This is a genomic window from Clostridium sp. LS (assembly GCF_002760435.1).
GTDB lineage: Bacteria > Bacillota > Clostridia > Clostridiales > Clostridiaceae > Clostridium.
This window is the reverse complement of the sequence record NZ_AUUU01000039.1, coordinates 92,699-114,495: the sequence shown is the minus strand read 5'-3', so window position 1 is coordinate 114,495 and position 21,797 is coordinate 92,699. Positions and strand designations below refer to the sequence as shown.

26 protein-coding genes are annotated in these 21,797 nt (G+C 29.5%); 21 read left to right on the top strand and 5 right to left on the bottom strand.

Annotated elements, in window-relative coordinates:
• Positions 1-13: 13 nt before the first annotated feature.
• Positions 14-1,114: a PQQ-dependent sugar dehydrogenase gene (locus COL3_RS10230; RefSeq protein WP_008424498.1), complete on the top strand. Its 1,101-nt coding sequence runs from the start codon at positions 14-16 to the stop codon at positions 1,112-1,114.
• Positions 1,115-1,443: 329 nt separating this feature from the next.
• On the opposite strand, the gene COL3_RS10220 is transcribed toward COL3_RS10230, so the two are convergent.
• Both COL3_RS10220 and COL3_RS10215 read right to left on the bottom strand, forming a co-directional pair.
• Positions 1,444-2,217 carry a nitroreductase family protein gene (locus tag COL3_RS10220; RefSeq protein WP_008424496.1) on the bottom strand — a complete coding sequence of 258 codons (774 nt, stop codon included), beginning with the start codon at positions 2,215-2,217 and terminating at the stop codon, positions 1,444-1,446.
• Positions 2,210-2,671, bottom strand: a complete 462-nt coding sequence (locus COL3_RS10215; protein WP_008424494.1) for a MarR family transcriptional regulator — start codon at positions 2,669-2,671, stop codon at positions 2,210-2,212. The genes COL3_RS10220 and COL3_RS10215 overlap by 8 nt, the downstream gene beginning before the upstream one ends.
• A 430-nt stretch (positions 2,672-3,101) precedes the next feature.
• Here COL3_RS10215 and COL3_RS10210 point away from each other — a divergent pair, with 430 nt between their 5' ends.
• From COL3_RS10210 to COL3_RS10180, 7 genes are all read left to right on the top strand, one after another.
• A complete protein-coding gene (locus COL3_RS10210) occupies positions 3,102-3,698 on the top strand; it encodes a hypothetical protein (protein WP_008424493.1) in 597 nt (198 codons plus the stop codon).
• Positions 3,699-3,966: 268 nt separating this feature from the next.
• Positions 3,967-4,557 (top strand): cupin domain-containing protein, encoded by a 591-nt coding sequence (locus COL3_RS10205; RefSeq protein WP_008424490.1) that lies wholly within the window; start codon positions 3,967-3,969, stop codon positions 4,555-4,557.
• A 260-nt stretch (positions 4,558-4,817) separates the two neighbouring features.
• On the top strand, positions 4,818-5,885 hold the full coding sequence (locus COL3_RS10200; RefSeq protein ID WP_008424488.1) for a galactose ABC transporter substrate-binding protein: 1,068 nt from the start codon (positions 4,818-4,820) through the stop codon (positions 5,883-5,885).
• 62 nt (positions 5,886-5,947) lie between these two features.
• Positions 5,948-6,277 carry a hypothetical protein gene (locus COL3_RS10195; RefSeq protein ID WP_008424487.1) on the top strand — a complete coding sequence of 110 codons (330 nt, stop codon included), beginning with the start codon at positions 5,948-5,950 and terminating at the stop codon, positions 6,275-6,277.
• A 42-nt stretch (positions 6,278-6,319) separates the two neighbouring features.
• Positions 6,320-6,646, top strand: coding sequence for a hypothetical protein (locus COL3_RS10190; protein WP_008424485.1), 327 nt, complete (start codon positions 6,320-6,322; stop codon positions 6,644-6,646).
• 155 nt (positions 6,647-6,801) lie between these two features.
• Positions 6,802-7,689: an AraC family transcriptional regulator gene (locus COL3_RS10185; protein WP_008424483.1), complete on the top strand. Its 888-nt coding sequence runs from the start codon at positions 6,802-6,804 to the stop codon at positions 7,687-7,689.
• A gap of 14 nt (positions 7,690-7,703) precedes the next feature.
• Complete coding sequence (locus COL3_RS10180) at positions 7,704-8,126, top strand: DUF3788 domain-containing protein (RefSeq protein ID WP_008424481.1); 423 nt, start codon at positions 7,704-7,706, stop codon at positions 8,124-8,126.
• A gap of 396 nt (positions 8,127-8,522) precedes the next feature.
• Here COL3_RS10180 and COL3_RS10175 read toward each other — a convergent pair whose 3' ends face one another.
• Positions 8,523-9,569, bottom strand: coding sequence for a galactose ABC transporter substrate-binding protein (locus COL3_RS10175; RefSeq protein ID WP_008424479.1), 1,047 nt, complete (start codon positions 9,567-9,569; stop codon positions 8,523-8,525).
• A 190-nt stretch (positions 9,570-9,759) separates the two neighbouring features.
• Between COL3_RS10175 and COL3_RS10170 the strand changes: the two genes are divergently transcribed.
• The 3 genes from COL3_RS10170 (at position 9,760) to COL3_RS10160 (ending at position 12,385) form a co-directional block, all read left to right on the top strand.
• A complete protein-coding gene (locus tag COL3_RS10170) occupies positions 9,760-10,869 on the top strand; it encodes an aldo/keto reductase (RefSeq protein ID WP_008424477.1) in 1,110 nt (369 codons plus the stop codon).
• A gap of 22 nt (positions 10,870-10,891) precedes the next feature.
• Positions 10,892-11,908, top strand: coding sequence for an oxidoreductase (locus tag COL3_RS10165; RefSeq protein ID WP_008424475.1), 1,017 nt, complete (start codon positions 10,892-10,894; stop codon positions 11,906-11,908).
• Between the two features lie 105 nt (positions 11,909-12,013).
• Positions 12,014-12,385, top strand: a complete 372-nt coding sequence (locus tag COL3_RS10160) for a hypothetical protein (RefSeq protein WP_008424473.1) — start codon at positions 12,014-12,016, stop codon at positions 12,383-12,385.
• 119 nt (positions 12,386-12,504) lie between these two features.
• Here COL3_RS10160 and COL3_RS10155 read toward each other — a convergent pair whose 3' ends face one another.
• Positions 12,505-13,395 carry a LysR family transcriptional regulator gene (locus COL3_RS10155; RefSeq protein WP_008424471.1) on the bottom strand — a complete coding sequence of 297 codons (891 nt, stop codon included), beginning with the start codon at positions 13,393-13,395 and terminating at the stop codon, positions 12,505-12,507.
• A gap of 177 nt (positions 13,396-13,572) precedes the next feature.
• On the opposite strand from COL3_RS10155, the gene COL3_RS10150 reads away from it, so the two are divergent.
• From COL3_RS10150 to COL3_RS10130, 5 genes are all read left to right on the top strand, one after another.
• On the top strand, positions 13,573-14,316 hold the full coding sequence (locus tag COL3_RS10150) for a class I SAM-dependent methyltransferase (RefSeq protein WP_008424469.1): 744 nt from the start codon (positions 13,573-13,575) through the stop codon (positions 14,314-14,316).
• Positions 14,317-14,431: 115 nt separating this feature from the next.
• On the top strand, positions 14,432-14,656 hold the full coding sequence (locus COL3_RS10145) for a ferrous iron transport protein A (RefSeq protein ID WP_008424467.1): 225 nt from the start codon (positions 14,432-14,434) through the stop codon (positions 14,654-14,656).
• A 67-nt stretch (positions 14,657-14,723) separates the two neighbouring features.
• Positions 14,724-16,532, top strand: a complete 1,809-nt coding sequence (gene feoB / locus COL3_RS10140; protein ID WP_008424465.1) for a ferrous iron transport protein B — start codon at positions 14,724-14,726, stop codon at positions 16,530-16,532.
• A gap of 58 nt (positions 16,533-16,590) precedes the next feature.
• Positions 16,591-16,746 carry a type II secretion system protein gene (locus COL3_RS10135; RefSeq protein WP_008424463.1) on the top strand — a complete coding sequence of 52 codons (156 nt, stop codon included), beginning with the start codon at positions 16,591-16,593 and terminating at the stop codon, positions 16,744-16,746.
• Between the two features lie 172 nt (positions 16,747-16,918).
• A complete protein-coding gene (locus COL3_RS10130; RefSeq protein WP_008424461.1) occupies positions 16,919-17,440 on the top strand; it encodes a metal-dependent hydrolase in 522 nt (173 codons plus the stop codon).
• Positions 17,441-17,497: 57 nt separating this feature from the next.
• On the opposite strand, the gene COL3_RS10125 is transcribed toward COL3_RS10130, so the two are convergent.
• Positions 17,498-18,304 (bottom strand): DUF1189 domain-containing protein, encoded by an 807-nt coding sequence (locus COL3_RS10125; protein ID WP_008424459.1) that lies wholly within the window; start codon positions 18,302-18,304, stop codon positions 17,498-17,500.
• Between the two features lie 347 nt (positions 18,305-18,651).
• Here COL3_RS10125 and COL3_RS10120 point away from each other — a divergent pair, with 347 nt between their 5' ends.
• From COL3_RS10120 to queF, 5 genes are all read left to right on the top strand, one after another.
• Entirely contained in the window at positions 18,652-19,080 is a 429-nt protein-coding gene (locus tag COL3_RS10120; RefSeq protein ID WP_008424456.1) for a 6-carboxytetrahydropterin synthase, read from the top strand.
• Positions 19,081-19,092: 12 nt separating this feature from the next.
• The gene (gene queE / locus COL3_RS10115; protein ID WP_008424454.1) at positions 19,093-19,761 is read left to right on the top strand and encodes a putative 7-carboxy-7-deazaguanine synthase QueE; all 669 of its coding nucleotides are present in this window, start codon (positions 19,093-19,095) and stop codon (positions 19,759-19,761) included.
• A gap of 67 nt (positions 19,762-19,828) precedes the next feature.
• Positions 19,829-20,422 carry a GTP cyclohydrolase I FolE gene (gene folE / locus COL3_RS10110; protein ID WP_008424453.1) on the top strand — a complete coding sequence of 198 codons (594 nt, stop codon included), beginning with the start codon at positions 19,829-19,831 and terminating at the stop codon, positions 20,420-20,422.
• A 36-nt stretch (positions 20,423-20,458) separates the two neighbouring features.
• Positions 20,459-21,118, top strand: coding sequence for a 7-cyano-7-deazaguanine synthase QueC (queC, locus tag COL3_RS10105; RefSeq protein WP_008424452.1), 660 nt, complete (start codon positions 20,459-20,461; stop codon positions 21,116-21,118).
• Positions 21,119-21,166: 48 nt separating this feature from the next.
• Positions 21,167-21,670: a preQ(1) synthase gene (gene queF, locus COL3_RS10100; protein ID WP_008424451.1), complete on the top strand. Its 504-nt coding sequence runs from the start codon at positions 21,167-21,169 to the stop codon at positions 21,668-21,670.
• The last annotated feature ends 127 nt before the right edge of the window (positions 21,671-21,797 follow it).

Sequence of the window (21,797 nt, the reverse complement as noted above, 5' to 3'; positions counted from 1 at the left end):
GGAGGATAACAAGATGAAACAATTTCTTAATAGTATTTTATCCAATAAAATTTTTGATAAACGCGGTAAAAATAATATCCCAATAAAAGCATCTGCCTCAAGACAATTTCCTTATGAAATACAATTAATTGCAGAAAATTTATATGTTCCTTGGGCCATAGCTATAAGTGATGATGGTGTTCTTTATGTTACAGAACGATCAGGTACAATTAGGGTAATTAAAGATGGAAAACTTCAAACTCAGCCACTAATAACATTTGGACCACCTTTTATAAGCCAAGGTGAAGGCGGCTTAATGGGTATTGCTTTAGATCCTAATTATTCACAAAATCACTATCTGTATGTTATGCATTCTTATGGGCAGGGAGAGGTTATGTTTAATCGTGTAGTTAGATTGATTGAAAATAACAATAATGCAGTCATAGACAAAATTATTTTGGATAAAATTCCAGGAGGGAGAATTCATAATGGAGGGAGAATAAAGGTTGGCCCCGATCAAAAATTATATATAACAACAGGAGATTCAGGAGATTCTTCTTTAGCTCAAGATCTCTCAAGTACAGCTGGAAAAATACTTCGAATAGAATTAGATGGAATAATTCCTATTGATAATCCATTTGCTAATTCACCAATTTATAGCCTAGGACATCGAAACCCAGAAGGTTTAGCCTGGAACTCAGATAATGTCCTGTATGAATCAGAACATGGACAAATAGCTCATGACGAAATAAATATAATTAAGCCAGGCGCAAATTATGGATGGCCTCTTGTGCAGGGAGATATAGAATCCTCAGAAACTAAAACTCAAAAACCATTAATACAAAGTGGAGATGAAACCTGGGCACCATCAGGGATTAGCTTTGTAAGAAAAGGACCATGGAAAGGAAATTTGCTTGTAGCGGCTTTACGTGGACAACAATTACTTTCCCTATCTCTAAATGGAAATGGAACTAAAGTTATTAATATAGAATCACTGTTTAAGAATGAATATGGACGTTTACGTGAAGTTACGGAGAATAAAGATGGGTCTATTTACCTAACGACTAGTAATAGAGATGGTAGAGGAAATCCTAGTGTAAATGATGATAGAATTATTAGACTTATTCCCAAATAGGGTAATACCAGCATCTGTGTAATCAGGGTCAAAGTTTTTAAGCTTCAGAACGTTGGAATTATTGAAATAGATGATAAAACCGGAATCATAATTTCAGGTGAGATTGGCACTCATACTTGTAGAAAAACATTCGGTTATCTTTTCAGTACATGACACGGATGCTACCACTACCCCTATATGTAGGATAATGTTTACCAATTGATAATGAAATAAGAACAGACTACATTATGGAGTTTACTTTCATAATGTAGTCTGTTTTCATTCATGTCGACTATTAATAATGGCCATTTAATAAGGGATTCTATGCTTGATTCCAAGGAACCTAAAAATTATTTTTTAATAAATGATGTTAGTTTTTCATACAACATAGCATCCATTTTTTCTATGACTTCGGCTTTTTTAGGTGGTGCCCATTTAGTATAGTAAAATTCAAGGTAAGTATCACAATTTCCTTTTTCTCTTCCTTTGGTACTAAAATGATTTTCTGGATTGTTTACAGTTTCTATTATTGATTCCTTTTCTTCTGCTGTAAGCTTCTTATAGGTATCATAATGTACAATTCCAGCATCTTTAAGTCTACCGTTTTTATAATTAGGGACATTGGTTTTATCTTCATAACCAATCAATAAAGCAGTTACAGGGAAAAAATGTTCATCTGGTAGATTTAATTCTTTATACAAATCAATAAGATTTTTACGATATAAAGTATGTATACTGTTTGTACAAAGAGTCCCTAGTTCTAGTGAAGTTGCAGCCATAATAGCAGTCTGTGCTGCTAAAACAGCATCAGTATGTGCAGTCAGGTAGCTAAATAAGTTATCATTGTCGCTTGGATAACCCAGGTACTCTCCTATATCATGTATTCTATTAAAATCAACGCAGAAAAGGAGTGCAATTGGTGCTTTGTAACCACAACTAATAATCTTTTGCACATTCTCTTCACCTCTGATTACAATAATTGAATAGCTTTGTCTATTTGAGGCATTCTGAGCATTGACACAGGCATCTAAAATAGTTCTAATTTTTTCTTCTTCAATGGGCTTGGATGTGAAATTTCCGTGTACAGCGTGTAGGCTATAAATTGTTTCTAATACTTTATTCATTGTTATTCTCCTTTAAATGTGTTATTTCTTTCATTCTATCTTCACATTTTTTTAGCAAATAAAATAGTTGATTGCTTTCTTCAGAGGTTAGCACATCAAATGGGCTTATTTTAATCGGTGGAACTGAGGAATTAACTCTTTGTAAAACCTCTTTACCATTTTCTGAAATTATTATCTTATGATATTTTGCATTTTTTTCGTCTTTCTTTCGATAAATCCAACCTTTCTTTTCCAGGTTTTTAATGATAAATGAGGCAGTGGGACGGTCACAATGCAAATAATCTGCTATTTCATTCGGTGCCAGGAATTCATTTTTGTTAAGCTCGTTTAAGAGTGCCCTTTGTTGAAGAGTAATATCATAGATAACTAATCTTTTTTGGTTAAATCTTCTCCACTCCAGAAAAAGCCATGCAATTTTTTCTGTAAGAATACTAGAACTTTTAATAATATTCACCCCCTCTAATAATTAGAGCTCTAATTATAGATTATTCGTTATTGTATATTTTGTCAAGACTACTATCATAATAAAAAGATATTGGTTAAGAAAATTACATATATTAGTCAATAGACGTTATGACGTAATTTTCTAATAAAACGTCATAACAGCCACAAAATAGTAGTACCAATTCTATTTTAAATGGTAAATACTGTCTTGTGGCTGTTTTTCGAATCGTTGCCGTACCCCATTTTGAGATTTTTATTCCCTTAGTGTATAAAAATGTTAAATTGCTGGAGACACCACTATAAAGCACTAGGAGATTTTTTAAAGACTAGAAGAGCTAGCATCTCTTGCGGGCATAGGATTAACTTGGTAAACTTGGCTTGAACAAGGACGATCTATAAAAGTATCCTCAGCAGTATTAGAAAGTTTATGTAGAGTATTGATGCTTGATGAACAAGAACGAATTTATATTTACGATTTGGTAAGACAAGTACCTCCAGCAGATATTCCACCATTGCAAAGATCTGTAAGTCCAATGCTACAGCATGTACTAGATAATTTAATATTAAGTCCATCTTTTATTATGGATACAAAGTGGAATATTATTTCATGGAATAAAGCAGCAAGTGTTGTATTCTGTGATTTTAATAAAATAGATGAGTCCCAGAGAAATATGGTTTGGATAATGTTTAATCATGATGATTATAAGAAACTATTTATAGACTGGGAGTTCCATGCAAGAGGGATGCTTGCAAGATTTCGGTCAACTACAGTAAAATATATTGATAATCCATGGTTTTCTAAATTTATTGAAGATATTAAGAAAAGAAGCAAAGAATTTAGTTTATGGTGGCCAGAACATGATGTTCAAAAGAAAAACGAATTTTATAAGAAACTCGAACATCCAATCGTGGGGACAATGATCTTTGAGTTTAGTAGTTTTGATGTTTCCGATAATTCTAATTTGAACCTGATTGTGTACACTCCTTTTTCGGGAACAGATACTGATATAAAAGTAAAAGAGTTACTAGAAAAATAAAATAGATAATTTAAAAGTAAAAGTCCTTTAAGGACTTTTTACTTTGCCCCTGGTTACAGAGCTGCTGGTATTACCCCAAAATAAAAGTCCAAATTTCTTTTCCATGTTATATGAAAATACGGAATTTTTAGAAAATAAGTGCTGTTTATAATAACTTTATGCCTTAGAAATATTATTAAAAATACGAATTAGCTACAACTAATACAGCACATTTTGAAAAACTGAAACATATTATAATTCTAAAATACTATAGCAAGGAAGATAAAATATGTATAATTATAGAATGAATCCAGGGGATAATTATTCTAATGATACATTAAGTTATGATCCATATGACACATGCAATGAGAATTGGACATATCCGTGCTCTAATTTTAGATATGTCCCATATACTGCGCTTTTTGATGAAATGGAGAACTGTTCAAGAGCTGATACCTCACAATCAGCTATGGGCAAAAACCAAATGGTTTTACAGGATTACGGTCCACGGCCTCTAGTAATTAATATTGAGAAAGCTACCGAACAAAACAATAATTTCCGTACGGGTTTATGGACTGGAGAACATCTTCAAGTTACTTTGATGAGTATCAAAGTAGGCGATGATATAGGTTTAGAAATTCATCCAGACACTGATCAATTCATACGCATTGAAGACGGGCAGGGAGTTGTTAAAATGGGATTAAGTAAAGACAATTTAGATTTTCAAGCAAAAGCACGTGGTGACTTTGCAATCATGATACCTGCTGGTACCTGGCATAATATTATTAACACAGGCAATAAGCCTCTTAAAGTATACTCTATCTATGCACCACCTCAGCATCCTCATGGCGTAGTTCATGTGACTAAACCTACTGAATAAGTCTAGAAATAAAACTGAAAATAAAAGATATATTGTCTAACCATGTGCTAATTTATGTCACAAGGTTAGACTTATTTTATTTCTAAATAAATATTATTCAAAACACTGTTTGTAATTATTAAGTATATCTTAGGTTTCAAGAATATAATCATAAAGCATATTTTGCATAAATTTTTCTGATTTAACTCAAGATAACTATAATATTATAAAGAATTTTAAACTAATAATTTCTAATTTTCTTAATAATTTAGGAGGCTAAAATGAGAATATTAAAAAGAATATTATCACTAATTTTAATAATATCTTTTATAAATAGTATATCATTTGACTATAGAGTAAAATTTGAAAGTACAGCTTTTGCAGAAATAAAACCTGCAAAAGTATCAGTCTTTTTATTAGATTTCACTGATGATTTCATCTCTGAAATTCGTCAAAATTTAGAGGAAGTTCAAAAAGAGAACCAAGGAAAGGTTGAATTTATATTCTATGATGGCAAAACAAATCAAGCAGTTCAATATGAAGAACTTGACAAAGTGCTACAAGAAGGAACCGATCTTATATTAATGAATATAGTTGATAGAGCATATTCAAAAACAGTTATAGATAGGATAAAAGAACATAATATTCCAGTAATTTTTTTTAACAGAGAACCACTTACACCAGTACCGATTCAATCTTATAGTAAAGCATTATATATAGGCACAGATGCAGCAACTGCCGGTGAACTTCAAGGAAAAATGCTTATTGATGCATGGACTACTAGTAAAGAATATATTGATAAAAATAAGGATAATATAATGCAATATTTTATGTTAGAAGGTGAGGGGGACAATACTGAAGCAATTCAAAGAACAAAATACTCTGTATCAACAATTGAAAAAGCTGGAATAAAAACTCAACAAGTTTCACTTAAAATTTGTAATTGGAATGAGGGTTTAGCGTATAATGCTACAAAATCAGAATTTGATAAATATAAGGATTTAATAGAAGTGATAATTTCAAATGATGATACAATGGCTATTGGAGCTATTAGAGCGTTACAAGAATATGGATATAATAAGGGAGATAAAAATAAAACAATACCAATTATTGGAGTTGATGTAACACCAGTGGCTAAAGAATTAATTGAAAAAGAATATATGTTAGGTTCAGTTTATCAAGATGCTAGAGGTTATGCTGACGCTTTATATGCTTGTGGAATGAATATGATTAAAGGAAAAAATCCTGTTGAAGGTACGCAATATTCACTTGATAGTACTCTAGTTTCAATTCGTCTTCCTCATAAAGGTTATTTTTATATAAATATATTTGCTAGTTCACATTTATAAATTAAAATACACAGGGATATTATTCTAACTGTTACAAAAAAGATCCGAAAGGTGTTGGTATAATGAAGAAGTCTATTATTTTATTCTTAATTTTTCTATGTGTATCATTTAGTATATTTAAATTAAAATCGGCATTTGCAACTGATAATATCTATACTCAAGGTATTTATAAAGTATCTAATTTTGGTAAGTCGAAAAATCATATTTATACCATTGAAAATATTCAATCTCAAGATAATGTTTATGTAACAATTTTAGATGAAAATTTAAATGTAATTGAAGGTGTAAGATTATTACCTAAGTCACCAAAGATTGATACAATACCAGTCAAAGATAATTTTAAAGTAGTAATTGTTGGTAAAGGAGAAGTGAAAATCTTTCCAAAAGATTAATACTATATTTTTCATAATAATTTAACTAAAAGGAGATGCCCTATGAAGAAATATGTGGTTTTATTTTTAATTTTTTTTGTCATATCATTTAATATAATTGGATTAAAAACTGCATTTGCAATCGCTAATACATTTAAGGAAGGTATTTATACTATAAATGATCTTAAGCCTTCAAAAGACGGTATTTATACTATTAAAAATATTTCTAAAAACAACAACATTCGCTTATTAGTTTTTAATGAAGATTATGCCATAATACAAAGTACAAAAATAGAAGCTAATTCAGAAAGAACTGATATGGTACCTATACTGCCTAGTTACATAATTGTAATAGCTGGAGATGGTGAATTAGAGATAGATCCAAAGTAATTAAAAGTATTATTCGTAAAATGTGATATTTACAATTTATGCTATAATCGGTGTATGATAATACGAAGGCATGAAATAAGATTATTTATATTAGGCATTGTACGTCAAGAAAAATATTAAAAATGATGATACTATGATTACAGGAGGTGTTGCTCATGGAATCATGGGAATATATTCAAAGAACTATAAATTATATTGAAAATAGTTATGAGGAAAAAATCGAAATAAACAATTTAGCGGAAATAGCATGTCTTTCTCCTTTTTACTTTCAACGATTATTTAGTCGATTAGTCGGGAAATCGGTAATGGAATATGTAAAATTAAGACGTTTAGCAAAAGCTGCTGAGCTTTTGGAAAATACCAATTGTAAAATTCTTGATATTGCTGTAAAAGTTGGATTTGAGAATCACGAAACATTTACACGTAACTTTAAAGAAGCCTATAAATTGACACCAGAAGCATACCGCAAGCAGCCAAGGCTATTAAAACATTTTAACAAGCCTGATATTTCTTTAAAATATCGTTTGATTGGCGAAAATATTCCACTTGTAGCTGATGGGATGGTTTTAGAAATTAGTCGCAGACAGTTATCAAATGACCGTATATTTGCAGGGATATCAATGGAAACCTTTCTCTCTAATAATCCAAGCATAAATTATTTGGCTGAATTATGGAATGATTTTCACAGCAAGAAAAATTCTACTGATATTTTTATAAAAGGCGGTAATGAAATAGGCGTTGGCAGGCCAGGCACTGTACCAGAAAATCTTAATTATTTTGTGGGAGCAGAAGTAAATAATTCTGATAACATCCAGAATTTTGAGCAATTTATAATGCCAAGTGGATACTATATTGTTTGTTCTTTTGAGGCAGAAAATTTTCTTGCACTAACAACAAACGCTCTTGGTAAGTCTTTACAGTATATGTATAGTATATGGTTTCCTAATAACAAAATTGCCCTAGAAGCTCTTATGGTTGAACTCTATTTTGATATAACGCCAGACTCTTCTTATATGGAAACTTGGTTTAAAATATCTACTTAAAAGAGGTGATCATTATGTGTAGTAATTTATATTTACAAGATAACCAGCCTTCATGGAAAAATATTAAGGAGTATGTAAATAGTGAATTGTTTCATGAGTTTTGCTCATTTGTAGAAAATACGTACTCTGTAATACCTAAAATGGAATATAGTAAATGCTCCATGCAAAAAGGTTGGAATATAAAATATAAAAAATCCGGGAAATCCTTATGTACTTTATATCCAATGGAACATTACTTCATTGTTTTAATTGTTATTGGGGAAAAAGAACGGCAAGAGGTTGAATTTATGCTTCCTACCTGCAGTAAATATATTCAAAAATTATATATTGATACTGGAAGTTTACGTGGCATAAAATGGCTTATGATAGAAGTAAAAGAAAAATTGACATTGGAAGATGTAATTAAATTTATTAAAATACGAGCATCAAATGGATAATTAAGAAATTAAGCATAATCTATATTAAAAATTATTATACAATAAGGATACATTACTAATTGTGAAATCGCAGTTCAGAAGATTGAATTAGCGATTTTTCAATGCGCCATTCTAAAATGGAATGATGTTAAGTAATGAAGATAGTAGTTAAAGTAAAATATTTAGAATTTAATAGTCAAGATGAATACGAAACCGCAAGTTTTTACACTTATAGAGATTTTACAAGATGATTTAGTGATATATAGAAAAAATGTATCAATTGTTGTTATTGTAGAACCTTAATATACTCAATCCTAAAGAGAGGCTCACGGTACATGAGTCTCAACTTTGGTAGCTAAATAAAATATTATACGATGATAGATAGGCATTAGTATCTTGAAATACATAATTAAAGATTTATTGTAAGTTAGTATATGGATGGTAAGGTATTCTAATTGTATTTCCAGTTTCATCAAATTTATAATTCGTACCTTCAAGAGGATATCTTCCAGAAATCATATTCATCCCTACAATATATATTGCAGTTGCAAGCTCACGAGGATCTTGCAAAACAGTTCCTGTCATAATTCCTTTTTTAATTAGTGCTTGAGCTTCTGGCAAAGCATCAATCCCAACTACTGGAATATATTTAGATTTATCTTCTTTATTGTATCCATATTTCTGAAGAGTTTTGATAGCGCCTATTGCCATAGCATCGTTATTTGATATTATAGCTTCAATTTTACCATCAAGTGTTAGCAGGGCTGATTCTATTGTGGTTTTAGCACATTCTTCATTCCAATTACAATTGACTGATAAAAGTTCTTGTGTTTTTATTCCGGCGTTATTAATTGCTCCAATGGAATATTTTGTCCTAAAGATTGTTGATATGCTGTCAGCAGGCCCCTTTAGTATAACATATTGCAAAATATCGTCTTTATTTTTATCTATAGTTTCTTTCTTAGCATTCCATGCATCAACAAGAATTTTCCCTTGTAGAGTGCCGGATTGCTCTTCGTTTGAACCTATAATGACAGCTTTGCCATAAGATTTAATAACATTAGCGAATTCTGAACTAGGAGCTAAATGTAGTATTAGAGGCATATTATTCTGAAATATCTTGTTAAAGGTACTTTCTACGTCACTTATTTTGTTACTTACTAAATTTACTACGAAAAGATCAAAATTTTTATCATTAAGTTCTTTTACAATACTTTCATTTTGAATAGTTTGATTACTCTTTGCATCAAAAAAAGTAAACTGGACTTTTTTTTCATTTTCTTTTTCAATATTTTCTAAGCTTTTTTTAACATTAGAAATGAATGGATCATTAAAATTATTTAAGAATACAGCTACCTTGACTGGATTTTGAACAATATTTAAGCTAGCATATGCAGTACCTTTAGTGCTATGTAATAAGATAAAAATAATAGTAATATATATTACTTTCTTTAGTATATTCATTTTAATCCTCCATGCATTTTGTATTAATTTCTATATTAGTAGATTTTCTTTTATTATAAAATTTATTCATTTGCTTGCTAATGTTACATTAATTTCATTTTACAAAAGAGATATGAAAAAATCTATTGACTTAGATTACACTCTAAGTTGTATACTAAAATTATCTAATTTTAGAAAGGTGTGAAGTTATATGGAATATACCCAATATGGAAGAACAGGAATGAAAGTATCTAGATTTGGACTCGGATGCATGAGATTTCCTTCTGATGAAAAAGAAGCTATTGAAATGGTACGTTACGCTCTTGATAACGGCGTAAATTACCTAGATACTGCCTATATCTATAAAGGCAGTGAAGTAACAATGGGAAAAGCCCTAAAGGATGGTTATCGAGATAAAACTTATTTAGCTACTAAAAGCCCTATTTGGAATATTACTAAACATGAAGATTTTGAAAAATATTTAGATGAACAATTGATAAGACTAGGAACTGATCATATAGATGTATATCTTTTGCACAATATGAATCACGAAAATTGGGAGAAAGTAAAGAAATTTGATGGTCTTACTTTCTTAGATAAAATGATTCAAAAAGGAAAAATAGCTCATAAAGGTTTCTCCATTCATAATACCCTAAGTGCGTTTAAAGAAATTGTAGATTCCTTTGATTGGGAAATGACTCAAATTCAGCTTAATATACTAGATGAAACACAGCAAGTTGGTGTTGAAGGTTTAAAATATGCAGCTGATAAAGGCATGGGTGTAGTTATCATGGAACCTCTAAGGGGAGGATATATACTTAATACAGTACCTGAGGAAGTTCACGATATCATTAATAAATATCCAGAAAAACGTACTTTGGTAGAATGGTGTTTTAGATGGTTATATAACATGCCTGAAATTTCTTTAGTTTTAAGCGGAACAAGTACTCTTCAACAATTGAAGGATAATTTAAAAATATTTAATCAAGCATCTCCAAATGTTATGTCTGATGAAGATTTAAATTTAATTAAAACAATTCGTGAAGCTTATGAAGCAAAGAAGAGTATTGGCTGCACAGGTTGCAGATATTGCATGCCATGTCCAAAGGGTGTAACAATTCCGGAGATATTCAAGCTCTATAACAATCATCAACTTATGAAATCTCATTGGGTAGATAAAGGGCAGTACCAAAGTAATTTAGTGCCAGCAGGTTCTGGAGCTGACCAATGTGTTTCTTGCGGTCTTTGTATGCAACATTGTCCTCAATCTTTACAAATTCCAGAATTACTTAAAAAAGTGCATTCAGAATTTATGTCATAAGATAAATTATTTAGGAGGACTCATGCTTACAATTGGTTATATTGGAAATGGTAAAAGTACAAACAGATATCATCTTCCATTTGTTATTAAAAGAAAAAATATAAAAGTAAAAACAGTTTATCAAAGAAACCCAAACCATGAGAAGTGGAATAGAATTTCTGGGATAAATTATATATCTAATTTAGATGAACTATTAAATGACTCAGAAATTCAATTAATTGTTGTATGTACAACACATGATAGTCATTATGAGTATGCGAAGATGGTATTGGAACATAATAAACATTGTTTGGTTGAAAAGCCTTTTATGGAAACATCAATTCAAGCAAAAGAAATATTTGAATTAGCAAAGGAAAAAGGCTTGTTTATTCAGGCATATCAAAATAGACGTTTTGATAGTGATTTTTTAACTGTTCAAAAAGTAATTGAAGATGGAAAATTAGGTGAATTGTTAGAAGTAGAAATGAATTATGATTATTACCGTCCTGAAGTACCATTGTCAATTACTAGCTTTATTCCTTCAAATTCATATTTATATGGGCATGGTTGTCACACTTTAGATCAGGTAATTAGTTATTTTGGCAAGCCAGATAATATTCATTATGATGTAAGACAATTATTGGGAGCGGGAAGAATGAACGATTACTTCGATTTAGATTTGTATTATGGGAAATTAAAAGTTTCCGTAAAATCTAGTTACTTTAGACTCAAGGAAAGACCAAGTTTTGTGGCATATGGAACAAAAGGATGTTTCGTAAAAGAGACAAAGGATCGCCAGGAAGAACATTTGAAATTATTTTATATGCCTGAGAATGAAGACTTTGGAGTTGATACATTAAAGCATTATGGTGTTCTAACGTATATTGATGAAGAAGGCATAATTCATGAAGAAAAAGTGAAAACTGTTAATGGAGACTACGGAAGAGTATATGATGATCTATATGAGGCAATTGTAAATGGAGGAGATAAAACTATTACCGATGAGCAGACTCTACTTCAAATGGAGATATTAGAAGAAGGAGTAAAGAACTTAAAATAACATTTTAAAAATAGTAATATAATTTTTCTGAACATTTCCTTTATAATATGGAACGATTTTCCTAAAAACTGAATATGATGTTTTCGAAAGGAGATGTTCAAAAAAATGGAATTAGAAAGAGAAGATAATTACAGAGACTTACAAAATATTCATGAAAAATGCAAAAGATGTATGTATTATCATACAAAATTAACTTTAACTGATGGTAGAACCTTTGATGGAATTATTGAAAACGTAGACCCAGATCGTATTATCATTTTAGTTGGCGAAGACGTATTAGCTCGTGAAAATGAAAGTCACTCAGAGCAATATAGAGTATATCCAGGTTATTACCATCCAGGCCCAGGTCCTATAAGGTATAGAAGATTTGTTCGTCAAGCTTTTCCTTTAGCTTCTTTAGCAGCATTATCTTTATTACCTTATCCTTACATTGCACCACCTGTACCATATCCAATTTATCCATACTTCCCTTATTAAGAAATACTTAATAAGAGCTACAGCAGTGCTATTGGTATATATAAATTAATAAATTATTTTATAACACCAAACTTTATAGGTATATATTGTTTGGTGTCTTTTTGCTAAAATGTTCATATTTAATTAATATAATTTTTTAGGAATTCTATTAAGGTTTTAGATGCTATGGAAAGGTTAGATGCATTTTTATATATTACACCAATATGACGCTGAGGAATAGGTGTATCTAAAGCAATTTCTATTAATCTCTCGTTATTTAAGTCATCTAAAATAAATTCTTTTATTACAGAAGTAATTCCAAGCCCTATTTTGGCGCATTCAATTAAAAAATCCATATTACTAGCTTCGATATCAGTTATTACTTTTAAATTTTGACTAATGAAATAATTATCTATATGACTTCTAGTTACATTAGGATTTTCGAGAAGCATAAAGGATCCTCGATTAAACAAATCTTCTAAGGATGTGTAAGCTAATTTATCTAAATAACTAGGACTAGCTACGAATATATCGTGAATTATCGATAATTTTACGAATTGCAGATTGTCATCACTATTAGGAGCCCCAACAATAGCTAAATCTAATTTATCTTCTTCAACTAATTGCACAGTATCTATGGTAGGCCTATTTAATATATTAATTTTAAAGTTAGGGTATAGTTGTATAAATTTCTCAAGTTTAGGAACAAGATAATTTTTCCCTATGGCAGTACTTACTCCAATGTTGATAGTTCCCATATCTTTGTTTTTCAATTTTTCAACCAATCTCTCACCTAAAAGAATTTCTTCAAAACCATTCTCAATGTGATTGTATAATACTTCGCCTTCAGAAGTTAGTGTAACACCCTTTGAACTTCGTAAAAAGAGTTTTATCCCAAGATTTTTTTCTAAAGTTTTAATTGATTTGCTTACAGCTGGCTGAGAAACAAAAAGAATCTCTGATGCGCGGGATATATTTTTATATTTTGCTACTGTATAAAATACTTTATACAGGTTTAAATCTAAAATCATGCAATAATCCTCCGTTACTATAATTTTTATTATGTAAAGTAATTCTGAAATTTGTAATATATGATATAAACTATAGTTATAATAAATATAAAAAATATATATTTGGATTATAACATTAATTAGAATAAAATTACAGTATAAGCAGCTAAAAATGAATAAAAAAAGGAGAGATTTAAAGTGACATATAATTTTGATAGAGAAAAAAACAGAAATACTTATAAAGTTCTAATGGAGAACGATAATACAACACCTCATAAAGCAATAGAATATGATGATAATATTATAAAGACAATTCCCTTTTACGAAAACTTTCATAATGAAACAATTGATTTAGTTTTTAATTATAATAAAGAAAGCAGAAAATGGTTAGACATAGGGTGTGGGACTGGAACTTTTATTGAAAAGGCATATAATATTTTTCCAAATACTAAATTTATATTATCAGATTTATCAGAGGAAATGCTTGTGCAGGCAAAGCAAAAGTTTAAAGAAAAATCAATGGAAAGAGTAAATTTTATACAAAAATGCTGTTCACAAGAATTAAGTAAATACATAAGTAATAAAGTAGATGTAATTACAGCAATACAGGTTCATCATTACTTAAGCAAAGAAGAAAGAATAATTGCAACTAGGAATTGTTATGATTTACTAAATGATGATGGAATATATATTACCTTTGAAAATATAAAACCCTTAACTGATAATGGAACCTTGATTGGACTAAACAGATGGGGAGCATTTCAAGAAAATATGGGAAGGACTAAGCAAGCCATTGAAAATCATAAATCGCGATTCAATAAAGAGTATTACCCAATTTCTATCCTTGACCATATAGAATTATTAAAGAATACTGGATTTAATGTTTATGAAGTTTTTTGGTATTCTCATATGCAATGTGGATTTTATGCTATAAAAAAATAATTTGAGAGAATTGAATAAAATTGTTCTAAAAATACCATTTAATATTGAAAAATATAGACAATAATGATATTCTTAATTATATGATAAATGATTTCAATTAGGAGGTGTTATTATTATGTGTATTTGTAATTTAAGTCCAGGAGAAAAAGGGATAATTACATCTATTAAAGGTGATTCGAAACTGATTAAAAGGTTATTTGCTTTAGGATGCATCGAAGGTACTGAGGTAGAGCTTAGGAGAACAGCACCCCTAGGAGACCCTATAATTATTAATTTTAGAGGTTTTGATTTAGCTATAAGAAAAAATGATGCTAAAAATATACATTTAAAGAAAATATAGTATAATTAATAGTGGTATACTTTAGCTGAAAAATCTTATTATATGCAAATGGGGGAGACTTAAATTCATGATAAACGTAGCTTTACTTGGTAATCCAAACGTAGGAAAAACAACATTATATAATGCACTTACAGGCTCAAATCAGTACGTAGGAAATTGGCCTGGCGTAACAGTAGATAAAAAGGAAGGCTTTCTTTCTGGAGATATTAAAATTGTAGATTTACCAGGAATATATGCTATGGATACTTTTTCAAATGAAGAAAAGGTATCAAAAAGTTTTTTAGAAGACGGAAATGTTGATTTGATTTTGAATATTGTTGATGCATCAAATCTTAACAGAAATTTATATTTAACAACTCAACTAAAACAATTTAATAAGCCAATAATTTTAGCTTTAAATATGATAGATGTTTGTGAGAATAAAGGAATAACTATTGATTATGAAAAATTAGCAAAAGAATTAGATGTTGAAGTTATTCCAATAATAGCTGGAAAGAATCAAGGAATTGATAAAATTGAAGATAGATTGAAACAAGGAAATTTTAAAAAAGCATTAAGCAATAAAAAATTTAATTTTTCATCTGAGAAGGAAGCTTATAGTTTTATTGAAGGCGTGTTAAATTTATGTGTAACCTTTGATAAAACGAAAAAGGAAAGTATTACTGAAAAATTAGATAAGTTTGTTCTTAATCCAATTTTAGCATATCCAATTTTTATAGTATTAATGGCTTTAATGTTTCAATTGACTTTTTCTTGGGTTGGACAACCAATTTCTGATTTCTTGGATTCATCACTTAATGATTATCTTATTCCATATGCACGAATTTTACTTTCAAGTACTTCACATTGGTTTAGTTCTCTTATAATAGATGGAATAATTTCTGGTGTGGGTGGCATCTTAGTCCTTTTACCAATAATCTTAGTATTATTTATATGTATTACTATATTAGAAGATAGTGGCTATATGGCAAGAGTTGCATTTATGATGGATAAATTGATGAGAAAAATGGGACTTTCAGGAAAAGCATTTATTCCTATGATCATAGGTTTTGGCTGCACAGTTCCTGCAATAATGACAGCCAGAACCTTAGAAAGTGAAAAAGACAGAAAGTTAACAGCGTTACTAGTGCCATTTATGTCTTGTAATGCAAGATTACCTGTTTATACAGTTTTTGCAGCAGTTTTCTTTAAATCACATAGAGGACTAGCTGTGTCATCACTATATCTACTTGGAGTTATAGTTGCATTCTTACTAGGGATTCTATTCAAAAACACATATTTCAGAAAAGATGAGGAACCTTTTATTATTGAAATTCCTGAGTATAAAATGCCTAAGATTTCTTCAATCTATAAACAAACTTTAGACAAAGCTATGGGCTTTCTTCAAAAAGCATCAACAATAATATTTGCTATGAGTGTTGTTGTATGGTTTTTATCTAATTTCAATTTTTATGGAATGGTTGAAAAAGTGGATGAGAGCATATTAGCATCAATTGGTAATGTACTTGCACCAATATTTGCACCATTAGGTTTTGGTAACTGGCAATCAGCTGTATCGCTTCTTTCAGGACTACTTGCTAAAGAGTCAGTTTTAGCTTCAATGCAAGTAATATATGCAGGCGATTTATCAATTATTCTACCAAGTCATTTTACTGCTATTTCTGCATATGCTTTTTTAGTATTTATATTGTTATATACTCCATGTATATCTACAATAGGAACTATGCACAAAGAATATGGACTTAAGCTAACTTTATTTTCTATATTTTTCCAATTAGTAGTTGCTTGGATTGCTGCTTTTCTAGTATATAACCTTGGAGGGTATATCATAAAGCTGGCATATTTTTACTTGAAAATGAATCATTTATTCTTTTAAAAATTTGTGTAAACTATATTATTATCTCAAATTCAATATTAAGGCAGGTGAAACTTAAATGATAGAGATACTAGTAACGATTGTAATAGTAGGTTTTGCTGGATATGTAATTTTTAAATCATTGAGAAACTCTTCAAAAGGAAAATGTAATTGCGGATGCGATGGATGTAAAGCAAAAAAAGTATGTTCAGATAAGAACGATAATGCAAGATAGAATTTAGGTAAAATTATATTTTAAGTTCTAATAGTTATAAATAATTGCTTTACTTATGAAATTTATGTTAAAATATGATTCCACTAGAATAATTATTATTTTAGTGGAATTTTCTTGTTTAAATAATAAACGAAAGATAAAATTATATACAATTGAAAGTAGGCGTGCATAAATGAATTATAAAACACATTTAAATGGAGGAATACTATCAGGATTATACATAAGTTCACAAATGGCAGGTTTGCCAGTAATATCAACCGTAACATTTATAGGTGGTGCAATTCTTGGAAGTATATTACCTGATATAGACCACAAAAATAGTTATATTGGAAAAAAGACAAAAGTGGTTTCAAGTGCAATAAATAAATTTGCAGGACATAGAAAATTATTTCATGGTCCGCTTATATATTTACTTTTGTATTCAATGAGCTTTGGTATTACTAATAATAAGATATTAATGTCAGGCATAAAGGGCATTTTTTTAGGAATATTATCTCACTTAGTATTGGATAGTTTTACTATTGGGGGGTTACCATGGTTTTATCCTTTTAGCAAAAAGAAATTTTCTTTAGGCAAATTTAAAACAAATGGAAAGTTAGAAGATATTCTATGCGGAATTTTAGTTTGCATCAATATAGTTATTTTACTTGATATTCTTCATATTACTTCAATTTTTACTTTTACCCAAAAATAGATTTAAATTAAAGGAGTAGATTGATCTACTCCTTTAATTTAAATATTTACTTAAAACTTAGTTCATATAATTTAAATTTGACTTATCAGTTTTTTTTATTTCTTTAATTGCTAGCCCACAATAAACTACACCAATTAAATAGAATATAATATAAAATTCAGGAATATTTATCCCTGCCACAAATAGTAAAGCTTCAAGTAATAAAGGTAAAGTTATGGCATAGCAACTTAATGTGCAGGCTTTAACATAACTTAAATTTACCTCCATAAGCGAGCTTATTGACAAACTGAAAGGTGCTAATATTGCAAATATTGAAACCAAATTCACTAAAAATGAAATGATTGGATTTAATATAAGTAATAAAACTGGAACTATCAATTTTGAAACTGAAAACAAATCAAGAACAATTTTGTTTGTTAAAACAAAGTCACCAAATTGATTAAACTCTGACAAACTAATTGTTTGAACTGTATTATAATTTTGCCTAAGGGTAAGAGTGTCTGAATTTATATATATACCATCACTATACGGAGCTAAAACTGAACTAGTTGTTTTGCCGCTTGTATCTACGATAAACATCGTGTCATTATGTTTATAATAAATTGGTTCATCAGAACTTACTGAAAGTATACCGTCCTTAAATTCAAAATTTGGTGCACTATGTATAAATGTTGCTTGTACACTTGATATTTCAGAATTAAATTCATCTATTGTTTTAATATTAGTTATTATTGATAAAATCAAAGAAACAAGAAAAGTATAAAAAATCGCTTTTCCAAGTCCTTGAATAACGAACTCTTTATAGGCAGCAAAATCATAAAAACTATACGCAAATTTCTGCCCAAATCCCATTTTGGTTTTCAAAGAAAGACCTCCTCAAATGTAAAAATAAAAAAATTATTCTTGCTAATTATAACATATTAATATGAATTACAACAGAAAGTTTGCATATTAATATGAAATATGTTATGATTACCCTTGTAAATTGCATATGGACAGTTCGTTATGACCATCCTGTCCTTAAACAAAACTAGGCATTTTAATTTTAAATTTTAAAATTTAAGGTTAATTTTGTTGTGCTAGTTTTTAGTTATACAAAATTAACTTTTTTTATGTTCAAAAATAACTTAATTTAAGTATTTACATTTAGTCTTATTAATATAAGCAAAGTATAAAATAAATAATATGATAATTAAAATAAGGAGTAATATATGTTTAAAATAAAAAGTGAAGTACAATTTGACACAGCACATTATTTAAGCGGATATAAAGGAAAATGCTCGAATATTCATGGGCATAGATATAGATTGATAGTTAAGCTAAAGTCTGAGACTCTGCATTCAGATGGACAGCTCAGAGGAATGGTTGATGATTTTTCTAATTTTAAAGATGCTTTAAAGGAAATAGAAGAAATTTTTGATCATAAGCTAGTTATTGAAGATAATGAGGAAGGACGTAATATAGCTAAAAAATTAGCTGAAGTTCCAAATGACTTTGATATTTATTTTGTAAATTACAGGCCTACTGCTGAAGAAATGTCAAGAGATATTTTTAATAAACTAAAGGCAAAAGGATTATCTGTATGCGAAGTCGAGTTATTTGAAACTCCTAATAATAGTTGTATATATACAGAAGATTAATTGGAGGTAAAAATGTTTAATATAATTGAAAAATTTTTATCAATTGATGGAGAGGGACCTAGTTCAGGAGAACTTGCAACCTTTATAAGGTTTCAAGGATGTAATTTAAGATGCTCATGGTGCGACACAATTTATTCCTGGGGCACTGATAATATTAGTGAAGTATTAAGTTCTGTAGAAATTTATAATTATATAAAAGAAAATGGGGTAGCCAATGTTACTTTAACTGGTGGAGAACCATTAATTCAAAATAATATAGATGAACTTTTAAGCTTACTAGATAAAGATGATAATTTAAAAATTCACATAGAAACCAATGGTGCTATAGATATAGAACCGTTTAAGAAAAGACATACTAAAAATAACATAAGCTATATTGTGGATTACAAATTGCCAAGCAGTAAGATGATGAGTGAAATGAATTTAAATAATTTAGAAGTTGTAGATAAAAATGATGTATACAAGTTTGTTATTGGCAGTACAGAAGACCTGTTAATGGCTTATGATGTTATACAAGAACATGACTTAACCTCTAAATGCTTAGTTTATTTAAGTCCTGTTTCGGGGACAATAAATATGCAAAATATCGTAGAATTCATGAAAGATAAAAAATTAAACAAGGTTAGGTTACAAATACAGCTGCATAAAATTATTTGGGATAAAAATGCAAGAGGAGTTTGATCAAATCTTAATATGTAAATATTAGTTATACCATCAAATAGGTTTATAAATATGAGGAGGCTTTGAGATGCCAAAGAAGATAGATACTAAAAAAATTGAGGAATGTATAAGAGAAATAATAATTGCATTAGGAGATGACCCAGATAGAGAAGGGTTACTTGATACACCAAAAAGAGTATCAAAAATGTATGAAGAAGTATTTGAAGGAATGACTCTTACAAATGAAGAAATAGCAGAAAAATTTGGAACAACTTTTGAAAATGAGGAGTTCGTTACTGAAAGCCACAATAATATGGTTGTAGTTAAAGATATTCCTATACATAGTTACTGTGAGCATCATTTAGCACTTATGTATAATATGAAGGTTACGGTAGTATATATACCAAAGGAAAAAATTATAGGTCTAAGCAAGATTTCAAGGATAGCAGATATGGTAGGTAGAAGACTTCAACTTCAAGAGAGAATAGGTAGTGATATTGCAGAAATAGTTTCAATGGCTACTGGTAGTGAAGATGTTGGGGTTCTTATAACAGGAGAACATAGCTGCATGACTTCAAGAGGAATAAAAAAACCAGGGACCTTTACTACAACTACTACATTTATTGGAAAGTTTCAAACAAATGATATGTTAAGGCAAGAAGCTTTATTAATTATGAAATAATTTAATATAGATATATATGATTTTGGAGGTTTAGATATGAATAAGAAAGCTGTTGTTGTATTTAGTGGAGGGCAGGATTCTACTACTTGCTTATTTTGGGCACTTAAAGAATTTGACGAGGTAATTGCAGTTACATTTAACTACAATCAAAAGCATAAATTAGAAATAGAATGTGCTACAAATATAGCTAAGGAATTAGGTGTTGAACATCATATTTTAGATATGGAGTTATTAAATCAATTGGCTCCTAATGCGCTTACAAGAGATGACATAGAAATTAAGCTAGGCGAAGATGGTGAATTGCCGTCAACTTTTGTAGAAGGTCGAAACATGTTATTTTTAACTTTTGCAGGAGTATTAGCGAAAGTTAAAGGTGCTCAGCATATTGTAACTGGTGTGTGCGAAACTGATTTTAGCGGTTATCCAGATTGCAGAGATATTTTTATAAAGTCTTTAAATGTGACACTAAATTTAGCAATGGATTATAATTTTGTTGTTCATACACCATTAATGTGGATTGATAAAGCTGAAACTTGGAAGATGGCAGACGATTTCGGGAAATTAGATTATGTAAGAGAAAAGACATTAACTTGCTATAATGGAATTATAGGAGATGGATGTGGTGAATGTCCAGCTTGTAAGCTTAGAAGTAAGGGATTAGAAACTTACCTTGAAAGCAAGAAAAATAATAATTAATAAATAAATTTGATTTACAGTATAATTTAATATTAAAGGAGAAAAACAATGAGTGAAAGCGGAAGAAAATCAAAAGAGCTAGAGGGAATTACTTTACTTGGAAATCAAGGAACAAAATATGATTTTGGATATAATCCGGATGTATTAGAAGTATTTGAAAATAAACATCCTGATAATGATTATTTTGTTAAGTTTAATTGTCCTGAATTTACTAGTCTTTGTCCAATAACAGGGCAGCCCGACTTTGCTACTATTTATATAAGCTATATTCCAAATATTAAAATGGTTGAAAGCAAATCTTTGAAACTATATTTGTTTAGTTTTAGGAATCATGGAGATTTTCATGAGGATTGCATGAATATAATAATGAAGGATTTAATAAAACTTATGGATCCAAAATATATTGAAGTATGGGGAAAATTCACACCAAGAGGCGGAATCAGTATAGACCCATATTGTAATTATGGAATGAAGGGTACTAAATACGAAGAAATGGCTAATTATAGAATGATGAATCATGATATGTATCCAGAAAAAATAGATAACAGATAATTGAATCAGTTAACAGTTAAAAGTTATGAGTTAAGAGTTATGGAGGAAAAGTCTACGACTTTTCTTAATAATAATACTTCTTTGAAATTTCTTCAGAGGTTTCATCTTAAACTCTTAACTGAATAAA